The sequence below is a fragment of the Roseateles sp. L2-2 genome (assembly GCF_050613215.1).
GTDB lineage: Bacteria > Pseudomonadota > Gammaproteobacteria > Burkholderiales > Burkholderiaceae_C > Roseateles > Roseateles noduli.
Genome location: NZ_CP192509.1, coordinates 3,760,900 through 3,778,109, shown reverse-complemented (window position 1 = coordinate 3,778,109; position 17,210 = coordinate 3,760,900). Strand labels below are relative to the sequence as shown.

At 64.4% G+C, this 17,210-nt stretch carries 21 protein-coding genes; 9 read left to right on the top strand and 12 right to left on the bottom strand.

Annotated elements, in window-relative coordinates:
- Nucleotides 1–7: 7 nt before the first annotated feature.
- A complete protein-coding gene (locus ACQZ13_RS16890) occupies nt 8–577 on the bottom strand; it encodes a YceI family protein (RefSeq protein ID WP_431046419.1) in 570 nt (189 codons plus the stop codon).
- A gap of 234 nt (nt 578–811) precedes the next feature.
- On the opposite strand from ACQZ13_RS16890, the gene ACQZ13_RS16885 reads away from it, so the two are divergent.
- Nucleotides 812–1,324: an OmpH family outer membrane protein gene (locus ACQZ13_RS16885; protein WP_431046417.1), complete on the top strand. Its 513-nt coding sequence runs from the start codon at nt 812–814 to the stop codon at nt 1,322–1,324.
- A gap of 59 nt (nt 1,325–1,383) precedes the next feature.
- Here ACQZ13_RS16885 and ACQZ13_RS16880 read toward each other — a convergent pair whose 3' ends face one another.
- The 3 genes from ACQZ13_RS16880 to ACQZ13_RS16870 all read right to left on the bottom strand — a co-directional run bounded on the left by ACQZ13_RS16880 (nt 1,384) and on the right by ACQZ13_RS16870 (nt 2,755).
- Complete coding sequence (locus ACQZ13_RS16880) at nt 1,384–1,752, bottom strand: glyoxalase superfamily protein (RefSeq protein WP_431046415.1); 369 nt, start codon at nt 1,750–1,752, stop codon at nt 1,384–1,386.
- 33 nt (nt 1,753–1,785) lie between these two features.
- A complete protein-coding gene (locus tag ACQZ13_RS16875; protein ID WP_431046413.1) occupies nt 1,786–2,229 on the bottom strand; it encodes a DMP19 family protein in 444 nt (147 codons plus the stop codon).
- Between the two features lie 130 nt (nt 2,230–2,359).
- A complete protein-coding gene (locus ACQZ13_RS16870) occupies nt 2,360–2,755 on the bottom strand; it encodes an SMI1/KNR4 family protein (RefSeq protein WP_431046411.1) in 396 nt (131 codons plus the stop codon).
- A 115-nt stretch (nt 2,756–2,870) separates the two neighbouring features.
- Between ACQZ13_RS16870 and ACQZ13_RS16865 the strand changes: the two genes are divergently transcribed.
- The gene (locus tag ACQZ13_RS16865; RefSeq protein WP_431046409.1) at nt 2,871–3,287 is read left to right on the top strand and encodes a hypothetical protein; all 417 of its coding nucleotides are present in this window, start codon (nt 2,871–2,873) and stop codon (nt 3,285–3,287) included.
- Nucleotides 3,288–3,356: 69 nt separating this feature from the next.
- Here the strand turns inward: ACQZ13_RS16865 and ACQZ13_RS16860 are convergent, their stop codons facing one another.
- From ACQZ13_RS16860 to ACQZ13_RS16840, 5 genes are all read right to left on the bottom strand, one after another.
- Nucleotides 3,357–3,710: a DUF1428 domain-containing protein gene (locus tag ACQZ13_RS16860; RefSeq protein ID WP_431046407.1), complete on the bottom strand. Its 354-nt coding sequence runs from the start codon at nt 3,708–3,710 to the stop codon at nt 3,357–3,359.
- 86 nt (nt 3,711–3,796) lie between these two features.
- Nucleotides 3,797–4,603, bottom strand: coding sequence for a hypothetical protein (locus ACQZ13_RS16855; protein ID WP_431046405.1), 807 nt, complete (start codon nt 4,601–4,603; stop codon nt 3,797–3,799).
- Nucleotides 4,594–5,268: a response regulator gene (locus ACQZ13_RS16850; RefSeq protein WP_431046403.1), complete on the bottom strand. Its 675-nt coding sequence runs from the start codon at nt 5,266–5,268 to the stop codon at nt 4,594–4,596. The genes ACQZ13_RS16855 and ACQZ13_RS16850 overlap by 10 nt, the downstream gene beginning before the upstream one ends.
- An 82-nt stretch (nt 5,269–5,350) precedes the next feature.
- Nucleotides 5,351–6,148, bottom strand: a complete 798-nt coding sequence (locus tag ACQZ13_RS16845; RefSeq protein WP_431046401.1) for a sensor histidine kinase — start codon at nt 6,146–6,148, stop codon at nt 5,351–5,353.
- Nucleotides 6,149–6,453: 305 nt separating this feature from the next.
- Complete coding sequence (locus ACQZ13_RS16840) at nt 6,454–6,822, bottom strand: endonuclease domain-containing protein (RefSeq protein ID WP_431046399.1); 369 nt, start codon at nt 6,820–6,822, stop codon at nt 6,454–6,456.
- A 469-nt stretch (nt 6,823–7,291) separates the two neighbouring features.
- On the opposite strand from ACQZ13_RS16840, the gene ACQZ13_RS16835 reads away from it, so the two are divergent.
- The 7 genes from ACQZ13_RS16835 to ACQZ13_RS16805 all read left to right on the top strand — a co-directional run bounded on the left by ACQZ13_RS16835 (nt 7,292) and on the right by ACQZ13_RS16805 (nt 14,707).
- The gene (locus ACQZ13_RS16835) at nt 7,292–8,323 is read left to right on the top strand and encodes a Gfo/Idh/MocA family protein (RefSeq protein WP_431046397.1); all 1,032 of its coding nucleotides are present in this window, start codon (nt 7,292–7,294) and stop codon (nt 8,321–8,323) included.
- The gene (locus tag ACQZ13_RS16830; protein ID WP_431046395.1) at nt 8,320–9,180 is read left to right on the top strand and encodes a LysR substrate-binding domain-containing protein; all 861 of its coding nucleotides are present in this window, start codon (nt 8,320–8,322) and stop codon (nt 9,178–9,180) included. The genes ACQZ13_RS16835 and ACQZ13_RS16830 overlap by 4 nt, the downstream gene beginning before the upstream one ends.
- 111 nt (nt 9,181–9,291) lie before the next feature.
- Nucleotides 9,292–10,839 carry a methyl-accepting chemotaxis protein gene (locus ACQZ13_RS16825; protein ID WP_431046393.1) on the top strand — a complete coding sequence of 516 codons (1,548 nt, stop codon included), beginning with the start codon at nt 9,292–9,294 and terminating at the stop codon, nt 10,837–10,839.
- Nucleotides 10,840–10,911: 72 nt separating this feature from the next.
- Nucleotides 10,912–11,289, top strand: coding sequence for a hypothetical protein (locus ACQZ13_RS16820; protein WP_088404002.1), 378 nt, complete (start codon nt 10,912–10,914; stop codon nt 11,287–11,289).
- Nucleotides 11,286–11,519 carry a hypothetical protein gene (locus ACQZ13_RS16815; RefSeq protein WP_431046391.1) on the top strand — a complete coding sequence of 78 codons (234 nt, stop codon included), beginning with the start codon at nt 11,286–11,288 and terminating at the stop codon, nt 11,517–11,519. The genes ACQZ13_RS16820 and ACQZ13_RS16815 overlap by 4 nt, the downstream gene beginning before the upstream one ends.
- A 159-nt stretch (nt 11,520–11,678) precedes the next feature.
- Nucleotides 11,679–12,272 carry a hypothetical protein gene (locus ACQZ13_RS16810; RefSeq protein ID WP_431046389.1) on the top strand — a complete coding sequence of 198 codons (594 nt, stop codon included), beginning with the start codon at nt 11,679–11,681 and terminating at the stop codon, nt 12,270–12,272.
- A gap of 287 nt (nt 12,273–12,559) precedes the next feature.
- Nucleotides 12,560–14,707, top strand: a complete 2,148-nt coding sequence (locus ACQZ13_RS16805; protein WP_431046387.1) for a hypothetical protein — start codon at nt 12,560–12,562, stop codon at nt 14,705–14,707.
- Here the strand turns inward: ACQZ13_RS16805 and ACQZ13_RS16800 are convergent.
- The 3 genes from ACQZ13_RS16800 to yhhB all read right to left on the bottom strand — a co-directional run bounded on the left by ACQZ13_RS16800 (nt 14,704) and on the right by yhhB (nt 17,208).
- A complete protein-coding gene (locus ACQZ13_RS16800) occupies nt 14,704–15,372 on the bottom strand; it encodes an aKG-HExxH-type peptide beta-hydroxylase (protein ID WP_431046385.1) in 669 nt (222 codons plus the stop codon). The genes ACQZ13_RS16805 and ACQZ13_RS16800 overlap by 4 nt on opposite strands.
- Before the next feature lie 104 nt (nt 15,373–15,476).
- Nucleotides 15,477–16,091, bottom strand: a complete 615-nt coding sequence (gene yhhC, locus ACQZ13_RS16795) for a cyclophane-containing peptide 2OG-Fe(II) oxygenase YhhC (RefSeq protein ID WP_431046383.1) — start codon at nt 16,089–16,091, stop codon at nt 15,477–15,479.
- Entirely contained in the window at nt 16,060–17,208 is a 1,149-nt protein-coding gene (gene yhhB / locus ACQZ13_RS16790; protein WP_431046381.1) for a cyclophane-forming radical SAM/SPASM peptide maturase YhhB, read from the bottom strand. The genes yhhC and yhhB overlap by 32 nt, the downstream gene beginning before the upstream one ends.
- Nucleotides 17,209–17,210 lie beyond the last annotated feature (2 nt).

The window sequence follows — 17,210 nt, the reverse complement described above, 5'->3', positions numbered from 1 at the left end:
GCAGTACTTACTCCTTGGCGATCGCCTCCACCTGGATGCGCAGGTTCACGTCCATCTTGAAGCCGTAGTCCTTGCCCGCGCCCAGGCCGAATTCCTCGCGGTTGAAGCTGCCTGACGCGTCGGCGCCGCAGAGCTCGCGCTTGAGCATCGGGTGGGGGACGCACTTGAGCTGGTGGACGGTCAGCGTCAAGGGTCGGGTCTTGCCGTTCAGGGTGAGTTCGCCCACGACCTGTGTCGGCACGCCGGCCTTGGCGCCGTCGAAGCGGCCCTTGAACGTCGCGTTCGGGTTCTTCTCGACGTTGAAGAACTTGTCGCCGGTGGCCCAGGCGTTCATCGCGTCCAGGCCGAAGTCGATGCTGGCCAGATCCATCTTGACGTCGACGCTGCCGGCGCCGGTGGCCTTGTCGTAGACGATGGTGCCGGCGCTCTTGTTGAGCTTGCCGCGCCAGTGCGACAGGCCCATGTGATCGGCCTCGAAGCTGGGATAGCTGTGCGTGGGGTCGATGTCGTAGGTCGCGGGGGCGGCGTGCGCGGCGACGGAGAGGGCCAGCAGGGCGGGGGCGAGCAGCATGTTCATCGGGAGTCCTTGAGGAAGCCTGGCAGGGGTGCCTCCCTGACGACGAGTCAGGCGGGCGGTTTTCGACAAGCGCGCATCATCGCCCGGCGCGAGGGATGGAACGGTCCGGAAGAACACCGCCCCACGAGACGTTGAGATCGCGTTAGGACGTCGTCCGGGATTCGGCGGCGTCATCAACTCGTCGTCCGGTGTGATCCCTCATGGCCTACGATCCGGCATCCTTCGAGAGAGATCATGAACAAAAGATTCGGACGGATCCTGTGCGGCGCGGCGCTGCTGATGGGCGGCATCCTTTCCGCCCAGGCCCAGCAGCTCAAGATCGGGTACGTGGACACGCAGAAGGTCATCAACGAGAGCGTTCCGGGGAAGGCCGCCCAGAGCCGCCTGCAGGAGGAGTTCAGCAAGCGGCAGAAGAACCTGCTGGATCTGGAAGGCGCACTGAGCGCCGCGGCCGCGTCGCTGGACAAGGACGCGCCGCAACTCTCCGAGTTGGAGCGGGCGCGACGGGGTCGCGAGCTCGCGGATCAGGGCCGGGCGCTGGACCGGGCCAAGCGCGAGTTCCAAGGCGATCTCGAATACCGGCGCAGCCAGGAGCACGATGCGCTGAAGGAGCGCGTGGAACGTGCGATCAAGGCCGTCGCGCAGGAGCGCAAGATCGACATGGTCTTCGTCGAGCACGTGGCCTTCGCCAGGGACAGCATCGACATCTCCAGCATCGTCATCGAGGCGGTGAACGCGCAGCGCTGAGGACGGCGCACTGAGGACTGTGCATTGAAGCCGGCGCGCCGATTCAGCGCCCGCGCGAATCAGGTGCTGATGGCGTTGGTGAACGTCAACCGATTCCCGAACGGATCGGTCACCGAGACGTCCTTGGACCCCCACGGCGTGTCTTCGAGCCCGGGACGGGCGTTCCCGTAGCGACGGGCGATCAGCTCGGCGTGGAAGGCTTCGATATCGTCCGTCTCGATGCGCATCGCCGCGCCGGGACAGGCGTCGCCGTGATGCTCCGAGAGGTGGAGCACGCAGCCGTCCCGGGAGACCTGCATGTACAGCGGCAATCCCGGTTCGAAGCGGTGTTCCCAGTCGACCGTGAAGCCGAGGAACTGGACGTAGAACTCCAGCGCCTTGGCTTCGTCGAACATGCGCAGGATGGGGGTGGTGCGGGCGAATTTCATGGGGGTGATGATGGTTGCGGGCTCCGGCCTTGGCTATCGCGCGAAAGAGGGAGGGACGATCCGCTCTTCTTGCTTCCTCAGGAAGCTCGCCAGCAGCGCAAGCCGTCCCTCTGAGTCCTGATAGAACTCCGTTTCGAGCACCGAGAACCTGGCCGTGTCCTGGATGCTGTCCAGGACCTGCTGGCGCAGTTCCGGGTCCGCCGGCGGGACGCCGCCCGGAAACTCCGCATTGGCCGCGGCCAGCAGTGACGCTGTCTGAGGCGCACCGATCTGTTTGAGCGCATCGACGGTCTGCAGCGCAAGGTCTCCGGCCGAACTGCAGTAGTACAGGTCGAAGCCGCCGTTGTTGACCATGCCCTCGAGCATCCAAGTGCCGACGGCGATCATCTGCAACGGAGTCAGATCGTTCGCGCCCGTCTCGATGAACTTGCTGATCCACGGATCGACGCGATTCAGCACATAGTCCAAGTCATCCATGTTGTTCATTCTCCGGGGCGCCTTGCCCGGCCTTTCATGGTTCTTCCGCTCGTGACGTGAGCGGAGTCAGTCCTTCGACCGTGTGACGACACGCAGCGTAGCCGATGAGCAAGGCGAGTCAGACGTTCGATCAGTAGGGGTCGAGGAGGTCCGCGAAGTCTGCGGCGACCTGTTCCAGCTCGCCTGTCTCATGGCGCCAGGCAAACACGGTCGGATCAAAGGCACCGCCTTCCAGCATGAACACGAGGTGATCACCCGATCCATTCCCGGCGACGGCCACGGCGTTCGCCGGGAAGCGCGGCCAAGCGCGGCATCGCTCGGTCTCCTTCAGGACGTGATTGGCCGTCCGTGACAGCCGCTTGCGGTCGGACGTGTCCTCGATCGGATACTGCTCCCATTCGTCCTCGTCGGTCTCCAGTTCACCGCCGTTCGACTGAAGGATGGCGAGGCGGAATGACTCCGGCAGACGGCCCCCGAGCGCTCGCTCCGCGGCCAGGAGGAAGGACTCGTCAAGATCGAATGGCATGGGCTTTCTTTCTGTCCAACGAAGCTGCCCGGAAGGGGCGGGCATCCGGCTTGCTCGCAGGACTGTCATCCCGATCGACCGATCGCGGCAAGCTTTGTGGAAGGTGCGGACGAACATGATGAAGATCAGTGCATTGGCAATCGTCGCCCTCGCGGCGGCCCTCGGAGGCTGCGATCGTACGGAGCGCCCGGCGTCCGAGCCAGCGCCGGTGTCGCCGACTCCAGTGGCCTCTTCGCCTGCGGCGTCAACGCCTGACCCCGCGCAGGCGTGGCTCGGCCGCTGGAACGGGCCGGAGGGCACTTATCTGCAACTGGACGCCGCCGGCGAGGGACGCTACGAGGTCCGCATCAAGGACCTCGATGCTGAACGCAAGTTCGAAGGCGTCGGCAAGGACGGCACCGTGCAGTTCGAGCGGGACGGGAAGCAGGAGTCGATCAAGGCCACCAACGGCGACGCCACCGGGATGAAGTGGCTGGCGGGCAAGAGTACCTGCCTGACCGTTCACGTTGGGGAAGGCTACTGTCGGGATTGAGGGGCCGCGCCGGCATCGGCATCGGCGCCGCGTCGGCGGGGTGGCCGGGCCGGCCACGCTGTCCCGTCCTCACGCCTGCACGATCACCTCGAACCCGCCGAAGATCATCCGCTGCCCGTCGAAGGGCATGTCCTTCGGATCGTGGTTCATGCGCGGGTCTTCCATCGACTTCTTCATCCCTTCGTCGCGCGCCTGACGCGACGGCCAGACGATCCACGAGAACACCACCGTCTCGTCCGGCTTGCGCTGCACGGCCATGGGGAACGAGGTCACCTTGCCTTCGGGCACGTCGTCGCCCCAGCACTCGACGACGTGGAGCGCGCCGTGGTCCTTGAACACCGCGGAGGCGTCCTGCGCCAGCTGTCGATAGGCCTCGCGCTTGGCGGTGGGCACGGCGATCACGAATCCGTCTACGTAGTCCATGAAGGTTCTCCGGTTGTCGGCGCGGCCCGGTGCCGCCCCCTGACACGACGGATGACGATACGGGAAATCGACACGCCCCCGCCGGCCTATCTCCCTACCGCCGCCATGCTCCTCGCATCCCACCGCTGCATGTTCGCCAGCGCGCTCTCGATCGGCTCCGGGGTGACCCGTTCCGCGCCGAGGAACGGCCGGTCCATCGCGGCGACGAAGTGGAAGACCAGCCCCAGCGCCAGCGCGAGCACCACGATCGCGCTGCGGCTGCAGGCCGTCACCGGCAGCACCGCCACCGGCGCGAGCGTGAGCAGCGAGCTCACCAGCACCACCACCCACAGCGTCGTCGGCACCTTGCCGTCGCTGGCCTCCAACCGGGCGCGACGCTGCGTCAGCAGGTCGTTCGCCTGGGCCCACATCTGCTGCACCAGCGCGGCCTCCGCCGCGCTCGCCGGCCGCAGATCCCCCAGCGTCCGGTACACGTCGTCGAAGGCGTCCAGCGTCGGCTGGCTGGGCTGCTCGTGCTGCATCGCCGCCCACTCCTTGCCGATCACGCTGCGGCCGTAGCCGCGCAGCCGCTCCCGCGCCAGCCGCGTCTCCGGCGTCCCGTACACCGCCAGCGTCCGCGCCAACTGCGCCATCGCCGTGCCCTCCCGGCTCACCGCCTGTTCCGCGGCGCTGAACGAGTCCCACACCGACACCGCCGAGAACGCCAGCAGCAGCGAGTTGATCGTCGCGATCACCCCCAGCGACGCCAGCGCCACGTTCCTGTCCGACTCCGTCGCACGCTCGCGCCATCGTCGCGGGAACGCGGCCTGCGCCGCCAGCCCGATCGCCACCCACCCCAGCACCAGCGCCAGTCCCAGCACCCAGTTCGGCAGGTCGTAGACGATCAGCGGCATGGCCCGCTCCCCTCGCTGAGACCCTCGTGCAGCGCGTAGCGCGTCATGCCCGCCACGCCCCGCACGCCGAGCTTGCGCGTCACGTTCTCCCGATGCGTCGCCACCGTCTTGGCGCTCAGCTTGAGCCGGTCCGCGATCTCCTGCGTGCTCAGGTCCTCGGCGAAGAGCTGCACGATCTCGCGCTCCCGCGCGGTCAGCGCCGGCCCCGCCGGGATCGCCGTGCCGGCCTCCGGCAGCCGGTGCCGCGTGCGGATCTCGTCGACCAGCCCGCCCATCAGCCCCGGGCTCAGGTAGATGCGACCGCCGGCCACGTCCCGCACGGCACGCAGCAGCTCCTCGCTGGAGGCGTCCTTGAGCACGTAGCCCGACGCCCCGGCTTGAAGCGCCGTCACCACGCTGCGCTGATCGCCGTGCATCGACAGGCAGATCGCCTGCACCGACGGGTGGTGCGCGCGCACGCGGCGCGTGGCCTCGATGCCGTTCAGGCCGGGCATGGCGATGTCGGTGATGAGCAGGTCGGGCTGCAGGTGGCGCACGAGCTTGACGGCGGCGGCGCCGTCCTCGGCCAGGCCGACGACGTCCAGTCCCGCGTCGCGGGTCAGGAGCGCGCGCAGGCCTTCGCGCACGAGTTGGTGGTCGTCCGCCAGGACGATGCGGAGGGTCATGGGAATCTCCCTGGATTCGAATGGGGGCGAGGGCTGGGGCGAAAGCGAACGCGCAGGCGAATTCGGCGGCGAAGGCGCCGGATCACGCGCACTCTCGGGGGATGGCGTCGGGATCGAGCGGGATCAGCAAGGTTGCGCAGGTCCCACGACCCGGCTCGGAGCGCAGCACCAGCGCGCCGCCCAGCGCCTGCAGCTGCGCGCGGGCACCGCCCAGGCCCAGACCGCGGGCGTCGACCTCCAGCGGGCCGGCGGGGAAGCCGCGGCCGTCGTCGCGTACGCGCACGCTGAGCCAGCCGGCCTCGACCTTGGGCACGATCTCGACGCGGGTGGCGCAGGCGTGCTTCTGCACGTTGAGGCAGAGCTCCCGCACCACGCGGCAGGCCACCGTCCGTTGCACGGCGGGGATCTCGGCGATTCCCGGCTGGGCCATCGCGCTGCCGTCGACCTCCACGGCCAGCGGGCCGGTGAGCGCCAGTTCGGCCGCCAGGGCTTCCAGCGCCGCCTGCAGGTCGCCGTGCCAGTCCGGCGGCGCGAGCGCGAAGGTCAGGGTGCGCACCGACCGCGACAGCTCGCCCAGCAGCGCGGTGACCTGCGCCAGGCCCGGGTCGGCGGCGACGGGCTCGGGCAGGCCGTGACGCCATTCCCCGAAGGCCAGCCGCAGCCGGACGATCAGACCGCCGACCTGGTCGTGCAGCAGCTGGGCGACGCGTTCGCGCTCGCGCTGCTCGGCGTCGGCGTGGGCTTCGGCCAGCGTCATCTGGAGGCGGGTCAGCCGCTCGATCCGGTGCTCGCGGGTGAGCCGCGAGGTCGGACCGGAGACGCGCGGCCGGGCTGCCGGCGGCGAAGATGGGGAAGAAGGGCGGTGCGGGGTGAGGTTCATGCGAGCTCCCTGTGCGCCTGGACGGCGTCGTCGTGTGGTGCCCGATCCCGGTGGGGGATCGGTGCCTCAGACGGTAGGCGGGAGCGCGTTCCTGAACCTTCCGGAAACCTTCCGGAGGTGCCGCAGGGGCCGGGAGGGCCCGGAAACAGGGGCTTGGAGGAGTTTGCGCCTTCGGCGGTGGAAGGGAACTCCCTCTCCCGCTTGCGGGAGAGGGCGGGGGGTGAGGGCCAGCGGCGGTGGCAGTGCTGAACCCCTTTGTTGATTCTTCTCCCGCTTGCGGGAGACTGGCGTGAGGGCCAGCAGCCTCACGCACGACCAGACAGCCATTGCAGGATGAGCGTCAGGACATCCTCGAGATGCAGCAGCGCCTCGCGGTTCGTGAATCGCAGGACATGGAATCCTTGGTCATGCAGGGCGGCTGTGCGTCGAGCGTCGTAGATCGCGTCTTGTGGACTGCCATGCTGCCCGCCATCGAGCTCGACCACGAGTCCCGCCTCAACGCATGCGAAATCTGCGAAGTACGCACCGACGGGATGTTGTCGCCTGAACTTGTGGCCCAGGAGTCGTCGATCGCGCAAGCGTTGCCATAGCGCGCGCTCGGCCTTGGTGCCGGTTCGCCTGAACGAGCGGGCAGCATCCTTCCGGCCTGGATGTGGATGCTCGACGTCGTCCATGGCGGACGAGTGTGCGTGTGCTGGGCTTGGGCGAACCATCGCCAGGATGGGGGATCTGGTTGACTGCCTAGGCCGCTGGCCCTCACCCCCGCCCTCTCCCGCAAGCGGGAGAGGGAGTCCGACCGGCTCCACTCGAAGGGCCTGCTCCTCTTTCGCCCTCTCCCTCTTGCGGGAGCGCTCGTCAGCGCCTTCGGCGATGGAAGGGAACTCCCTCTCCCGCTTGCGGGAGAGGGCGGGGGGTGAGGGCCAGCGGCGGTGGCAGTGCTGAACCCCTTTGTTGGTTCTTCTCCCGCTTGCGGGAGACTGGCAGCCGCATAAGCAACTGCGGATCGCCGCGGCACCCTTTAGCTTTCCTCAAGCACCCCGGCGGAATTAATCGTTTGTCTCGGGCAAGGTCGCTCCATAGAGTCCGGGTCTTCGACCTGCCTTCTCTCTCCCGTCTTCTCCTCCTGGCCTTCTGGATACCGTCATGCCCGCACTGTCTTCCCACTCTCCGGCCCACCCTTCGATCGGCTTCGGCATCCTCAGCACCGGCGCGATTGCCAATCACTTCGCCGACCAGGTGAAGGGCTCGTCGACGCTGCACGTCGCCGCCGTGGCGAGCCGGACCCAGGCCAGCGCCGACGCCTTCGCCGGGAAGCATGGCATCGCCCGCGCCTACGGCTCCTACGCGGCGCTGCTCGACGACCCGACCGTCCGGATCGTCTACATCGGCCTGCCCAACAGCCTGCACACCGAGTGGTGCCTGCGCGCGCTGGAAGCCGGCAAGCACGTGCTCTGCGAGAAGCCGCTGACCGGCTCGCCGCAGGAGGCGCGGCAGATCTTCCAGACGGCGCAGCGGCTCGGCCTGCACGTGGCCGAGGCCTATCCCTACCGGGCGCAGCCGCAGACCGTCGAGATGCTGCGCCTGCTCGAATCCGGCGAGCTGGGCCGGCCGCTCGCCATCCAGGCCAGCTTCGGATTCAAGCTGGAGAACCCCGACGACATCCGGCTCGATCCCGCGCTCGCCGGCGGAGCGCTGATGGATGCGGGCGCCTATCCGCTCAGCCTGGTCCGCGCGATCGCGGGCGGGTATCCGGAGCAGGTCCAGGCCTTCAAGCGGCAGGGGCCGCGCGGCACGGACACGGCTGTCGTCGCCAACCTGGCGTTCCGGGGCGGGCTGATGGCGCAGATCTCGTGCAGCTTCCACGCGGCCGCGCACCGGTACGCGGTGATCGCCTGCGAGGGCGGCGTGATCGAGACCAGCTATTCGAACAGCACGGCCGGCAACCAGCCCGCGACCTTGCGCATCAAGCGCGGCAGCGGCTTCGGCGCGAGCGTCGAGACGGTGTCCCTGCCGGCGGTGGACGCCTTCCGCGTCGAGGCCGAGTCCTTCGTCGAGCAGGTCCTGAGCGGCAGGCCGTGGATCGGCGTGAGCTCGCACGAGTCGGTGGACGTGGCGGCGCTGCTTGAGCATATTGCGAAGGTGGCCGTCGACGTCGACGGCAGGAGCTTCGGATGATCCTGGACCTGGTGGCGCTGAGGACGCTGCTCGCCGCGGTGGACCTCAAGGGGTTCGGGCGGGCGGCCGAGCGCGTGAACCGTTCCCCCGGCGCGGTGAGCCTGCAGATCAAGGCGCTGGAGGAGCGGCTCGACCTGAAGCTGTTCCGCAAGGTCGGGCGGCAGCAGGTCCTGACGGACGAGGGCGAGGTGCTGGTGGGCTACGCGCGGCGGCTGCTGGCCTTGAACGACGAGGCGATGGTGGCGCTGCACCAGCTCAATCCCTGCTGCGAGATCCTCTTCGGCATGCCGCAGGACGTGGCCGACAGCCTGCTGCCGACGACGCTGGCGCGTTTCCGGGAGTCGCATCCGAGCACCAAGGTGCGGGTGAACGTGGACCTGAACGATCGGGTGCTCGACGAGCTCGAAGCGGGGCAGCTGGACCTGGGGCTGGTGTTCCGGCCGGCCGACGAGCGGGATCCCGCCGCGATCGCGACCTTGCCGATGCGCTGGTACGCGGCGCCGGGGTTCAGTCCTGACCCCTCGGCGCCGTTGCCGCTGCTGGTGTCGGATGCGCCGTGCCTGTTCCGGCAGACGGCGATGGAGGCGCTGGACGCGGCGGGCCGGGCGTGGCGGCCGGCGATGTCCACGACCAGCCTGTCCGCGCTCTGGGCGGCGGCGCGGGCGGGACTGGGCGTGCTGCCGCGCGTGTCGCTGCAGGGACAGTCGGGGCTGCAGGCCGCCGATGAGGCGTTGGGACTGCCGCCCTTGCCCGAGATTTCCCTCTGTCTGGTCAAGGATGCGTACCGGGTGCGCCCGACCGTTGCGCGCTTGGCATCGATCTCGAAAGAGGTAGCCGCCGAGTCCTGTTTGACCTAAATCAATGAAAACCGCCTGACTTGGGCGCTTCCCGCCCACGCGGTGCGAAAGACCCTCAGGGAACCCCAGGTTGGTGCCGATCCCAATGGCAACCACAACAAGGGAGTTTCCATGTCTTCGGTTTTCAATCTCAGGATAGGCGCGCGTCTGGCCGTGGCGTTCGGTCTGATGGTCCTGCTCATGCTGCTGATGGCGGGCGCGTCGCAAGGCGGGCTGACGTCGGTGGACGGTCGGCTGGGGCAGGTGATCGGCGACCGGTATGTGAAGGTGCGCTCGGTCGGCAAGGTCTTCGACGAGCTGAACCTGCAGTCCCGCAACGCGCGCAACGTGCTGCTGCTGGACACGGCGCAGGAGCGCGAGGTCGAGCTGGCCTCGATCCGCGAATCGCGGGAGCGTGCGGCGAAGGTCTATGAGGATCTGGTGCCGACGATCCACGACGCGAAGGCGAAGGCCTTCCTGGAGGAGTCGATGGCGGTGCGCAAGGCCTACGGCGAGGCGCTGGACGCGTACTTCGCGCAGGTGAAGACGGAGGACATGGACGGCGCGAAGCTGGTGCTGATGCAGAAGCTGCGTCCGGCGCAGCTGGCGTATGTGGCCGCGCTGGAGAAGCTGGTCGGGCGGCAGGAGGAGTTGATGGCGGAGTCCGGCACGCTGGCCAAGGAGGCGGTGCAGGAGACGACGCTGGTGCTGTGGATTGCGGTGATCGTGGGCGTGGTGGCAGGTCTTGCCTTCGGCGTGATGGCGACGCGGTCGGTGACGCGGCCGCTGGCGGAGGTGCGTCGCGCGATGGAGGCGGTGGCCGGGGGCGATCTGACGACGGACGTGCGGGTGACGCGCAAGGATGAGCTGGGGGATCTGCAGCAGAGTCTGGCGCGCATGGTGGACGGCCTGCGCGGGCTGGTGCGCGAGGTGCGCAGCGGGGTGGACTCGGTGACGACGGCGTCGAGCCAGATCGCGGCGGGGAACCTGGACCTGTCGAGCCGGACGGAGGAACAGGCGAGCAGCCTGCAGCAGACGGCGAGCTCGATGGAGGAGATCACCGGGACCGTGCACCAGGCGGCGGACAGCGCGCGTCAGGCGACGGCGCTGGCGCAGGAGGCGTCGGGGACGGCGAAGCGGGGCGGGGAGGTGATCGGGCGCGTTGTTGCGACGATGGATGCGATCACGGACAGCAGCCGCAGGATTGAAGACATCATCGGCGTGATCGATGGGATCGCGTTCCAGACGAATATCCTTGCGCTGAACGCCGCGGTGGAGGCGGCGAGGGCGGGGGAGCATGGGAGAGGGTTTGCGGTTGTCGCCGGGGAAGTGCGGGCGTTGGCTCAACGCAGCGCGAGCGCAGCACGCGAAATCAAGACGCTGATCGGCACGTCAGGCGTGTCGGTGGCGTCAGGCGGCCGGGAGGTCGCCGCGGCAGGCGAAACGATGCGGGAGATCGTCGAGCAGATCAGACGCGTGAGCGAGCTGGTTAATGAGATCTCCGGCGCCGCCGGGGAACAGAGCCGAGGGATCGAGCAGATCAATCAAGCGATCACGCAGATGGATCAGGTGACGCAGCAGAACGCTGCACTGGTCGAGGAAAGCGCCGCTGCCGCAAACAGCCTCGAAGCGCAGGCGCAGCGATTGGCGGAGTCGGTGGCGTCGTTCAGGGTGGCTTAAGGGGGAGGTGGCTTACGTCACTAGCCGTCGCCGCGACGGGACGGTCCACTGGCCTCTCAACAGGAGAGGCCAATGTTCCCCAAATCGTTCTATCTCTGCCCGGAGGACGTCTTCCGGCTCGGTAACGCCAGCACCCCCAAGCTCAGCAACATCCGACCGCACGATGTTGACCTGACGAAGGTCAACGACATCGTCGTGGTCGTTGCGAACAATGCAGGTGTCAGCGTGTTCAACGAACAGGGGCTGGCAGAAAGAGACATGAGCGGCTGGGTCTGGCAGTTCAACGCGACGACGCCGATGCCGCAAGGTCTGAAGCTGGTTCACGACCGTCCCGGCCACTACACCATCGCGCCCACGGTTAACATGCCGCTGGACAAGTACAAGGGACTGCTGGAGGAGCTGGGAATGAAGGCGTTCCGTGTGTTCTTCAGGCAAGGCAAGCAAGCATGAAATCGCTGACGTTGGATCTGACGCGCTGGGAAGCGCACTGCATTCTCGAGGCGCTGACGGAGTTGGATGCCAAGTGGGCGAGCATCTGTCAGACCTCGGAGGATGAGGATGAGGTCGCCGACTATGGCAATGACCTGATTGAACTTCGACTGACGCTGAAGTCGGTGAAGGAACAGGCGATTGCCGCATTCGGGCCTGGTGTTGCGAACTTCGATCGGAGACCGCTCTGAGCCACTGAGCGCGCGTTGACTCGCGCGCTCCGCTTATGGCCCGTAGGCGAGTGAATCCAGGAGAGTCGTCCGGCACATTACTCGACCTGCCTTGTGGTCGTGCGGATTCACGAATCAGAGAATGACCTCTCGTCGCAACCCACCCCATGGATCGCGCAGATGAAGAACCTGATCCGAAGCATAGCGCTGCTCCTTGTCGCAGGATCTGCCGCTTCCGCCTTCGCGCAGTCGGAGACTCGACATGCGACTCAGCCGGCGCCGGCCGGCGAGATTGTCGACTGCCCGAAGATGTACAAGGAAGTCGGTCCAGTCGCGATCAAGCTCCCATATTGGGAGTTTGACCAGACCGAGAAGGGCTGGCGCGCGTTGGGAAATTGCTACCTTGAGCAAGCGCAGCTGATCAAGCGCTACGTCAGACGCCAGGAGTACGAGCAGCGCGGAGTGCGCTGGCACCTTGCGCAGACATTGGCGATGTTGGGCGACGATGGTGCGGCTGCGGAGCAGGCCTCGCTGTCGATCAATCCTGACGAAGCCACCGACACGCCGGGATTCAGCTGGAACACCTACGTGCTGGCGACGGTGGCTTTCCTTCGTAAGAACCGGGCCGCGTTCGACGTGCAGTACGAGGCTCATCGACGCGCGACGGAGGCCGATGCCGCGAACGTGACGAATCTGAAGGTGTTGACAGGATTGGCCGAGTGCTTCGACAAGCCGTACCGGGAGGCCTACGGCAAGTGCCGACTTAACGATTGATGTGAGGTGCGCATTTCGGCGTTCATTGGCAGGACCTTCGGCTAGCGCTGATCATGCATTTCGACAGCAGAATTAGCCGCATGTGCGCCGGCGGCTTTCGGTTGATCTCAGTCTCTTGCGTATCGATGCTGAGTGGCTGCAACCATGGAAACCGGTCTTTGAGCGCCGCAGGCTGCGAATGGTCTGAACCTAGCCTCTGCTGGCGGAAATGACTCGTCCCCCAGCGTAAACGCCAATCCCAATGGCCGACGCTCTTTGGACAATGTCACCCATACAAGGAGGCAAGAATGGACGAGATAACCGTGCTGCGTGCGCTCCACGCGCGAGACCCGGCCAAAGCAAAGAGTGCCTTCGAGCGTACGCTGAGTCACCTAGAGAGTGATCGAGTGCGTCGCTTTTCGTTCGTTCGCGACGCTGCCGTCATTGGTATCTATGACGCCATCCACCAGGTAGTGACGGCCTATCGAGAAGGCGACGGAGTAGAGCCCGATCGGAGTAAGGCGTTTCAATGGATAGATAAGGCAGTCCGAGATGGCCTCGATAGCTTTTACTTTGACCTTGCCAGCTGCTACCGAGATGGTGATGGTACCGGCCGCGACATCCTCAAATTTCGGAAGTACATGACCCTCGCTGCAGAAGCTGGCGAGACCGAGGCAATGTTCAAGCTTGCCATCACCTATCGTGATCCGGAGTTCGGTGAACCCTCTGTTGAGCAAGCGATCTACTGGACCAACAAGATGGCTGCGCGAGGCGCGCCGGGCGCGCTGATTCAACTCGCAAAGCGATATCGGGACGGGGACGGTGTAGAGAAAAGCGACGACCAATTTCTTATCTACGCGCAAAAGGCCGCAGCAGAGTCCCGAAAGCGCTGGCCAGGAAAGGGTGCGTCTAAGGTCGCTTCCGGTGCCGATTGGGCCTATGAGGACCTGCCGGAGTCACTCGCAGTATTGGCTGACGCCCAGCGCCGCAAAGGCCAAACCGCCGCTGCGAGGACCCTTGATAGGCAGGCAGTGCAAGCGGCCACCGATGCCCTTGATGTTGCGAAGATAAATGGCGCGAATGTCGGTCAGTTGTTGCCCGAGATCTTGCTTCGCATCTTGCCGTTGTTCAAGAACAAGGCTGGCTTGGTTCGACCGAAGGGAGCCACGTCTTATCGCGCATGGCTTGAGAGGATCTACGACGCTATCAAGCAGGTAGGCGCTCATGACCCGACAGCTATCCCTAGCGATCTGGTCGAAGCAATCTACGAGCTAGGCATTGCTTACCTAGAGGGAATAGGCGGTGTGCCGGATCAGCGCAAAGCGAACAAGTATTTGTCCGAGGCGGCCAAAGCAGGTCATGGGCGAGCGGCCTACCTCTTCGCCCTAAGCCGTCTGAAAGCTCGCGACAAGGCCGAGTTTGATAGGTTCATTGACATGGCATCGAAGGCCAATGACGTGGACGCGATGATCGCGCAGCAGGTAGCCGCCATTGGCCTGACCGGCAGGAGGTTTGATGCCGCCAAAGATGCATTGCAGGAGCTTCGCCGGAATGTCTTGAAAATTCGGAACTCGAAGCATCGCGTCGGCTTGGCGGATGTCTCGCATGGCATAGCCCACTACACGGATGGAGGTGCGCTATCAAGCATGCTTTCCGGTACACCCTCTGATGGGCGAAATGCGGTGCGACTCTCAAGCACCGTGTATGTGAACGACCCGACAGAAGGTCAGCGCTTACGAGAGTTTTCGGAAGATGGCTCGACCAATCCGCTCGCATTCCTCTATAAAGACGTCGACGACCCGGACGCACTCTCTTGGCAGGGCAAGGACTTCCACGTCTTCATTGCTTGCTTCTCACTCCAATGCGACAGTCTGAACCTCTGGCGATTCTATGGGCGCAACGGCACGGGTTTCAGCATCATTAGTCCCATGGCCGTCTTCGACGCGGAATCGGGCGACGGGATGCTGAGAGGGCCATGGGCGAAGACTAGACGTACAGCAGCAAAGTTGGCGCTGCATATGGTTCTTTACGATGATGAGCACGTTCGTCAAACGCTTGCCGAACTCTCAAAAGCGATCAAACCGCTGGAGAAAATACTTGAAGGTGTCCCTTCAGAAGACGCGAGGCGATTGCGCGAGGTCGCGATAGCCGTCCTTGGCGACTTGATGTATCTCTACAAGGATGCCCAGTACGCTGACGAACGAGAAGTCCGCGCGATTGAGGCCAGAACACTGGGTGATCCAGAGATCAAGACCTTCCAGCCCGGAGGAAAGTCCTACGCCAGGCTCTATCTAGAGACAGGTGCTTTGCTATTTCGGGAGTCGGGCTCGAAGGTCATCATCGGTCCGAAGGTTGATGAGGCTGATTCCGTAGAGCTCGACCTTCGGCACCGACTGGCTCAGAACGGCTGGAGTGCATCATGCTCAGTCGAAAGATCCGAGGCCAAATACCGCTAGGACAACAGGCGACTTAGTAGTCGCTGTCCATCAGCTGTCAGGTTGTCGACAAAAAATGCAGGGGCCAGTTGCTCGATCTCTTCGCCGATTTCCTTGTGTCGCTTCTCCGCGTAGTCGAGGGTCTCTTGGGAGGTCTTTGGAAGCTGGGCGAGCCATTCGTCAATGACGCGAAACACGTACAAGGCATGCATCAGGCCCGAGACAGGACGCTTGGAGCGCTTCCATGGCGAGTAGTGAAGGCCTTGGTCGACCTTCGCGATTGGAACGAGCTGCTCAATCAGCGACAGCTGAAGATGCATAGCTTCGTGCACTAGAGCTTCGGCTGTCCGTAGGTTGGCAAACCGACCTTCTGAGATGTTGAGGAACACCGAGAACGGGATGGATGGGTCGCTGTAGCTAACGTCAAACCCCGGTTCCGATGCTTCTAATATATGGACGCGCTTGGCAACAGTGCCGACTGTCTCGGCCAACGAAGGCACTTGCCGAAGCAGGCTAAATGCGCTCTCTAGGCCAGCAAGCCCGGAATTGGTGATCGAGGTATCGTCTGCGAAGGACGCGCCCTTCGATGACAGCTTCTGGGCGGCGAGTGCTGGGAGTAGCTCGATGGATGTAATGAGGTCAGCCGTGCACTGAGAGGCCACTTGCCAGACCTTTGAAGGTGGCACGGAGGCAATCCACTCAGAGGTTGAGTACCCCTCGCAGCTCGCCTCTGATTCCTTCACGAGCCGCTTTGCGAGACCCGGCCACCACAACGGAGTAGCGGTGTTACTCAGGCAGAGCTGGACATGTTCGCGGGCTGTGAGCACTTCGCACGAGGAAAAAATGAGAGGACTAGCGTGTACCTGTCCCCTGATTGGATGGGCGTCACCGCGTGTAGGGATGCCTTTGAGATCTCGAATACAACTCCGGTGTTGTGTACCGGGCGAAGGATCCGATGCACATCAGACGGGTCGTTGCTGTTGAAGAAGCACAGCAACCCTCCGTTCGCGTCCTCCCAGCCACGATTAAGCTGAATCAGGAGCCGATGCGACTCTTCCCCAGGGATGAAGTCGTTGTGAATCTTGATGCGCTGCCCATGCGTCAATCGGTGCGCGGTGACGTCAATCCGCGTTGAAAGCTCGACGCCAAACCGGTCTTCCATGTGCTGCCTCAGCTCATCCAGTGCTTTGGACGAGAACGCCTTTGCCAGCATGTCCGGAAGCACCACGTCGTCGAAGCTGAATTCGTGCTGCTCGTAGAAATCCGCGACTCGAAGCTTCCAAGGCGCGTCTTCCTCAAGCCATTCCAGCATTGAACTCGCCAGGGTAGGCTCCAGGCACCCCGCAATCAGGCCGTAGCGAAAAGGTGTGAGCTCAAGAGCTTTGGATTGCGATGCGAGGATCAATCTTCAACCCCTCGTGCTGGAGCCGTGAGGCCACTTTGGATATCAGTGTCTTCTGGTCGTTGCAGTAGACCGACGGGTTGTCGTACTCGGTTCCACTCTTCCAGCGGTGCAGCGGCATGCCACCGCCGCAGACTCGCAGGTAGGGGCAGGTCTTGCAGATTGCAGCGGACGGCCGCTGGAGGTCGTGGTACATCTTGAACTCAGCAGACCCAAAAACATCAGCCAATTTGCTTGCCTTGACCGACCAAGCCTCGCTGAACTTGTCTGCACCATTGAAAGAGCTCTTCAATGTGTCGTTCTTGCTAATCGTGCCGTCGGTCTCGACGATGGCGATACCGTATTCAGCATCGCCCAGACCTTCCTTCATACCGTGGCCGCCGAGAGACAGCTTGATGATGTCATCCAGGAAGCGAACGCGCGGAGGCTTGGGGTCGGCTAGGTAGACGTCCAGTAGGCGCCCCAGCCAGTCTCCGTATTCGACGGTCTCGAACGACTCCTTGCCGTAAGGCATATTGCTGTGATTGCCGTCACGGTAAAGAAAGTCAATGGAAGGCGCGCCTAGCTCTTTGAAATACTCGTAAACCGCCTTCGGGTCGCACGCGGGGTCTATGACCGACAGCAGTCCGGCATAGAGGAATTCTGAGTCGGGATGACGTCGGAGCACTTCGATGCCAGCAAGAACGCTGTCGTGGGTGCTTTCACCCTTCTTGCCCAGGCGAAACCGGTCGTTCACAGGTTTCGGCCCGTCGAGGCTTACAGAGACCGATACCTTGAAACGAGAGCACAGGTCCGCAATCTCCGGCGTCAGCAACATGCCGTTGGTCTGCATGCTGATGGGGTAGCGCATGGGCAAGCTATTGCGCAAGGCGGTCAGCAAGAACTCTAGGCGCCTGGCTCCCATCATCAAAGGCTCGCCACCATGGAGAACTGTGGCGAAAGGCTGGGCCTGCTGGCCAGCAAATTCTTTGATCGCATCAGCGAGCGCAGTGATGGTCTCCCGAGAAATCAGGGCTGGCATGTCTTGCCACCCGTCATCGCCCATGTTGTAAACGTAGCAGTAGGTGCAATTGATGTTGCACCTACTGGCCACCTTCACTAACACGGTGTCGATTCGCATGA

What these genes read in the sequence shown, in the direction of transcription:
- ACQZ13_RS16890 (WP_431046419.1), bottom strand. Translation starts at nt 577, where the DNA reads ATGAACATGCTGCTCGCCCCCGCCCTGCTGGCCCTCTCCGTCGCCGCG.
- ACQZ13_RS16885 (WP_431046417.1), top strand. Translation starts at nt 812, where the DNA reads ATGAACAAAAGATTCGGACGGATCCTGTGCGGCGCGGCGCTGCTGATG.
- ACQZ13_RS16880 (WP_431046415.1), bottom strand. Translation starts at nt 1,752, where the DNA reads ATGAAATTCGCCCGCACCACCCCCATCCTGCGCATGTTCGACGAAGCC.
- ACQZ13_RS16875 (WP_431046413.1), bottom strand. Translation starts at nt 2,229, where the DNA reads ATGGATGACTTGGACTATGTGCTGAATCGCGTCGATCCGTGGATCAGC.
- ACQZ13_RS16870 (WP_431046411.1), bottom strand. Translation starts at nt 2,755, where the DNA reads ATGCCATTCGATCTTGACGAGTCCTTCCTCCTGGCCGCGGAGCGAGCG.
- ACQZ13_RS16865 (WP_431046409.1), top strand. Translation starts at nt 2,871, where the DNA reads ATGATGAAGATCAGTGCATTGGCAATCGTCGCCCTCGCGGCGGCCCTC.
- ACQZ13_RS16860 (WP_431046407.1), bottom strand. Translation starts at nt 3,710, where the DNA reads ATGGACTACGTAGACGGATTCGTGATCGCCGTGCCCACCGCCAAGCGC.
- ACQZ13_RS16855 (WP_431046405.1), bottom strand. Translation starts at nt 4,603, where the DNA reads ATGCCGCTGATCGTCTACGACCTGCCGAACTGGGTGCTGGGACTGGCG.
- ACQZ13_RS16850 (WP_431046403.1), bottom strand. Translation starts at nt 5,268, where the DNA reads ATGACCCTCCGCATCGTCCTGGCGGACGACCACCAACTCGTGCGCGAA.
- ACQZ13_RS16845 (WP_431046401.1), bottom strand. Translation starts at nt 6,148, where the DNA reads ATGAACCTCACCCCGCACCGCCCTTCTTCCCCATCTTCGCCGCCGGCA.
- ACQZ13_RS16840 (WP_431046399.1), bottom strand. Translation starts at nt 6,822, where the DNA reads ATGGACGACGTCGAGCATCCACATCCAGGCCGGAAGGATGCTGCCCGC.
- ACQZ13_RS16835 (WP_431046397.1), top strand. Translation starts at nt 7,292, where the DNA reads ATGCCCGCACTGTCTTCCCACTCTCCGGCCCACCCTTCGATCGGCTTC.
- ACQZ13_RS16830 (WP_431046395.1), top strand. Translation starts at nt 8,320, where the DNA reads ATGATCCTGGACCTGGTGGCGCTGAGGACGCTGCTCGCCGCGGTGGAC.
- ACQZ13_RS16825 (WP_431046393.1), top strand. Translation starts at nt 9,292, where the DNA reads ATGTCTTCGGTTTTCAATCTCAGGATAGGCGCGCGTCTGGCCGTGGCG.
- ACQZ13_RS16820 (WP_088404002.1), top strand. Translation starts at nt 10,912, where the DNA reads ATGTTCCCCAAATCGTTCTATCTCTGCCCGGAGGACGTCTTCCGGCTC.
- ACQZ13_RS16815 (WP_431046391.1), top strand. Translation starts at nt 11,286, where the DNA reads ATGAAATCGCTGACGTTGGATCTGACGCGCTGGGAAGCGCACTGCATT.
- ACQZ13_RS16810 (WP_431046389.1), top strand. Translation starts at nt 11,679, where the DNA reads ATGAAGAACCTGATCCGAAGCATAGCGCTGCTCCTTGTCGCAGGATCT.
- ACQZ13_RS16805 (WP_431046387.1), top strand. Translation starts at nt 12,560, where the DNA reads ATGGACGAGATAACCGTGCTGCGTGCGCTCCACGCGCGAGACCCGGCC.
- yhhB (WP_431046381.1), bottom strand. Translation starts at nt 17,208, where the DNA reads ATGCGAATCGACACCGTGTTAGTGAAGGTGGCCAGTAGGTGCAACATC.